Source organism: Marivita sp., from assembly GCF_051859345.1.
Lineage (GTDB): Bacteria > Pseudomonadota > Alphaproteobacteria > Rhodobacterales > Rhodobacteraceae > Marivita.
The window spans coordinates 1-4,339 of record NZ_JBHYFV010000082.1 but is presented as its reverse complement, the minus strand read 5'-3'; the positions used below and the strand labels follow the sequence as shown (position 1 = coordinate 4,339).

Here is a 4,339-nt window from a genome sequence, read left to right as displayed (position 1 = left end):
TTGATGATCCCTCAAAAGCAAATGCGAGGCAAACGGGGCACTGACCGCAGTTTCGGCAACACTTTCTGCACGTCCTGCAGTATCGGTCACTTCGGGCTAATAGCGGACTAATTCACCTGCAAGGGACTGTTGCATTAACTAGGCACACGCGGCGATGTTTGAATATTGAGGTGCGGTATGTCGCGCAAGGGCATAGCCAACTTGTTTTCGCGTGCTTGCGAAGAGCGAACCGCCGGGTTCTCAAGCGGCAATTTCCGCTGCACAGGTATTCCAGAGGTCGAAAGCATCGGCCCTGGCGTGGCGATAAGAGGTTGCGGAGATCCGATAGCGTCGGGTGCGGAAGATCGTGTTTGCCTGATCGTGAGCGGCGAGAAACCTCTGTGCCTGTCCGGGCGATTTGAACCGGCTCATCACTTTCTCGCGCCTTCGGGTCGGCCTGAGCGAGCCCTCATTCCGGTTGTTCAAACCCTTGTGCGCGCGATGATCCGCGTTCGGTGCAAGCTTGCGGATAGGCTTGCAATAGCTGTGCAACCTGTCCGTCACGATGACCAGGGGCTCGCCGAACCGGGTGATCAGTCGCTTTAGGAAACGTCGCGCGGCTTTGGCATTGTGCTGAGGTTGGGGAGCGAGCTGCTGCGGCATTTGTTCGAGAAGACCGTCGGTAATCCCCGCGTTTTTGCGGGGGCTTGGTCGTAGAATTTACGCGACCATTTTCAGTTTCTGGGCGGGCGTCATCCCGCCGTTGCCCATGTTTGGGCGTTCGTTGTTGTAAGACCAGAGCCACACTTTCTGCGCCAGCAACACATTGTTTTTCCACAGAATCAGAAGAGAGCTGACGTTCGCTCCCAAATGCATGAAGGCCAGGTATCCGCAGGGACGTCATTCGATGCGCTCGACGGTTTGATCAATAACCCGTTTTCGGAACGCGATAATCCCTCCAACCTTACTACCTTCCCGGTCTGGCAGGCGCTCACTTCTTGGGGGTGACTTCCATTTCAAGAAGGACGGAGGCGAGACATTTTCCGTGGGCGTCGAGCGCAAGGGAGCGGGTGACCCCGCCGGTCAAGGCTCCCTGAATGACGAAGTTCAGGGCGTGGAGTTGGGGTAGCTCGTATCGTGTCACATTCTCGGGGGCGATGCTGCCAATGTAGGCGGCGACGCGCCGGGGGGTGACGTGATCGCGAATTAGCGGCCAATGTGCCGGATCGTAGGCGATCAGCGAGATGTTGGAGATGTCGCCCTTGTCGCCGGTGCGGGCGTGGGCGATGTCATGCAATTTCACCGAGCACCTCCTTTATCTCGACGGTTGCAGAGACCTCGGCAGCGGGCATGAGCGTGGAGGCGATGGCAAGGATCGGACGCTGAAAACTGCGCGCGCCGCCGCCGCCGGCCGGGCCCGCAAGGTATAGCCCTTCGACTTCTTCGCCCACGCGGCCCGCGGTTTCGGCGTCGTCGCAGCGCGCGGCGTAGCGCATCCTGACCTCGGGTACTTGAGTGGCGACGATAGCTTGCGGGACAACCGAATTGACCCCGATCAGTTCGCCGCGATCTTCGCGTATGCTGGCTGCCAGTGGCTTCAACCGTTCACGCACGAGGGCGATGGCCAGCTCGCCCCGTGCCATGCAATTGGCGCCAGCATAGCTGATCTGCCCTTCGCCCAGCCACCCATCGCGATAGCCGACCGACACCTTCAACTGGCCTGTGGCAGCGTGGCCGCAGCCCCCGGCCACGGCTATGCAGTCGGGCGCGAGTTGCTCGAAGGTCACACGGGAGAAATCGGCCACCACATCGGGTTGCAAATAGCGCGCCGGGTCGTGGATCTCGTAGAGCAGTTGCTCGATGCAGGTGGCGCGGGTGATCCGCCCGCCAGTGCCGGGAAGCTTGGTGATGGTCGCGTGACCCTCTGAATCGACCATGGCAAGCGGGTTGCCGATGTGGGCAAGGTCGGGCACGTCCTTAACGCCCGGGTCGGCAAAGTAGCCGCCGGTGATCTGTGCTGCGCATTCCAGCAGATGCCCCACCAGGACACCGCGCCCGAGGCGGGCCCAGTCATCGAGAGCCCAGCCAAATTCGTACACGAGGGGGGCGAGGAACAGTGTCGGATCCGACGCTCGCCCGCAGATCACCACGTCGGCTCCCGCCTCCAGCGCCGCCACCAGCCCATCGACGCCAATGTAGGCATTGGCAGAGACAAGGCGTTCGCGCAGCGCGGCGGCTGGGGCACCGGTTTCGTCCAGCACGTAGCCCCCGATCCGGTCGAGCACGTCATCGCCTGTGACAGCAGCCACTTTCAGCCCGGTCAGGCCCAACTCTTGGGCGATCTCGACTGTGCGTTCTGCCGCCCCGAGAGGGTTCGCCGCGCCCATGTTGGTGATGATCCTGGTGCCGTTCTTGCGGCAGGCGGACAGAACCGCACGCATTCGGCGTTCCAGCAGCGGATCAAAACCGCAAGCGGGGTTGGTCATGCGCTCCTGCTGGGCCAGCGCGATGGTGCGCTCGCCGAGGCACTCGAACACGAGGTAATCGAGTGCGCCGCGTTCCGCGAGGTCCACCGCGGGCTCCAGTCTGTCACCCTGAAAGCCAGCTCCGGCGCCGATGCGGACCACGCTCATATCAGTGCACTCCTTTGTGTGCGGCCCAGTAGGTAGGCACCTGCCAGAAAGGCCAGTGCGATGAAGGTGGTGATGGGGTGGGGATAGATCGCCAGCGCAATGACCAAGGCGTAGAACGCCACATCCAGTGCGCGGTGACCGAACATTCGGGCGCCCGCCAGCAGCCCCGGCACCGCGATGACAAGCACCAGTCCTGCCGCCACGGCCTCGAGAATGTCGGGCGTCCCGCCGCCCAAAAGCATCCCAGGATAGAGCAGCAGCAGTAAGGGCACGATATAGGTCACCGCACCAAGTCGCACGGCCTCGCCCGCCGAGGGCAGCCAGTTTGTGCCCGCAATGCCGGAGCCGACAAAGACCGCAACGCAGACCGGCGGGGTGATGACCGAGATGGTGGCGAAGTAGAAGACGAAGAGATGGGCCGCCAGCGGGTCCACCCCCACCGCCGTCATCGCGGGCGCCAGCACGGCGGCGACCAGCACGTAGGCCGCAGTGGTGGGCAAGCCCATGCCCATGATCAGGCAAACCAGGGCGACGATGACCGCCACCAGCACTATGCTGTCACCCGCGACTGAAACGATCAGCGATGAGAGAGTGACGCCGATACCAGTGAGGTTGATCATCGACACCAGAACCTGCGCGCCCGCCAGCAGTACGCCGATTATGACAAGCCCCTTGCCTGCGTCTTCCAGACCGGCAATCAGCTTTCCCGCCATCTGCTTAACAGAGAGCTGCCCGGTTTCGGTCGCGATGAATGCTACGAGCAGCCCGACGATGCCGTAGAAGGCAGAAGTGGCAATGGAGCGGCCCATCCAGATGCCCACACCCAGCCCGCCAAGAGCGGCTAGGATCGGTAGCACCCGGCGAGGGGCGAGGATGGTGGCCCATTCGGGCATTTCGGAGTCCGGCACCACAGCCAGGCCCCGGCGCAGGGCGACGAAATGGACCGTCATGAACACCGAGAGATAGAACATAACCGCTGGCAGGATCGCGCCCACGATGATTGTGAGGTAGGGCACGCCGAGGATTTCGGCCATCACGAAGGCCGCAGCGCCCATGATCGGCGGCGCGATCTGTCCGCCGGTGGAGGCGACGGCCTCGACGGCGGCGGCAAAGGGGCGCGGGTATCCAAGCCGGATCATCATCGGAATGGTGAAGTTACCGGTGGTGGCAACATTGGCGACGGCGGAGCCTGAGATCATGCCGAACAGCCCGCTTGCGATGGTGGCAATCTTGGCCGCCCCGCCGGGCTGGCGTCCGCCGAGGCGCATCGCAAGGTCCATGAAAGCCTGCCCACCACCGGTGTGTAGCAAGAGCGCGCCAAAGAGGACAAAGGCGGCGATCACGGTGGCGGCCACGCCAGTGAGCATACCCCAGATACCGAGATCGCCTAGAAAAACCGTCTCTGTCACGAAATCAACGCCGAAGCCCCTGTGGCGCAGCGGCCCGGGCAGCAGGCTGCCAAAGAGCGCGTAGGCAACACCGGTAAGCACCAGCACCGGAAAGATCAGCCCCACCGTACGCCGCCCAAGCTCAAGCACCGCCAGCACAAGCCCAGCGGTCAGCGCTATGTCGAGGCCGGTGGCCCAGGGCAGCTCGGTCATGATCCGGTCGTAGTTGACGACGACATAGCCGCAGGCCGCAATCGTCACGGCCGTCAGCGCGATGTCCACCGCCAGCCCCACCGGGCGCCAGGATTTTCCGGCGCCCAGCGGATACAGCGCAAAGCC

Annotated in this window: 3 protein-coding genes and 1 pseudogene; all 4 read right to left on the bottom strand. The window is 63.1% G+C overall.

Annotated elements, in window-relative coordinates; all coding sequences use genetic code 11:
• Nucleotides 1–240: 240 nt before the first annotated feature.
• Nucleotides 241–621, bottom strand: a pseudogene (locus tag ACTIEN_RS21830) (DDE-type integrase/transposase/recombinase); the annotation flags it as partial.
• Nucleotides 622–970: 349 nt separating this feature from the next.
• Nucleotides 971–1,282, bottom strand: a complete 312-nt coding sequence (locus ACTIEN_RS21825; protein WP_439525253.1) for an AtuA-related protein — start codon at nucleotides 1,280–1,282, stop codon at nucleotides 971–973.
• Nucleotides 1,269–2,612 carry an acyclic terpene utilization AtuA family protein gene (locus ACTIEN_RS21820; RefSeq protein ID WP_439525252.1) on the bottom strand — a complete coding sequence of 448 codons (1,344 nt, stop codon included), beginning with the start codon at nucleotides 2,610–2,612 and terminating at the stop codon, nucleotides 1,269–1,271. The genes ACTIEN_RS21825 and ACTIEN_RS21820 overlap by 14 nt, the downstream gene beginning before the upstream one ends.
• Nucleotides 2,609–4,339: TRAP transporter permease (locus tag ACTIEN_RS21815; protein WP_439525251.1), on the bottom strand; the 1,731-nt coding region annotated here is incomplete at its 5' end. The genes ACTIEN_RS21820 and ACTIEN_RS21815, both read right to left, overlap by 4 nt.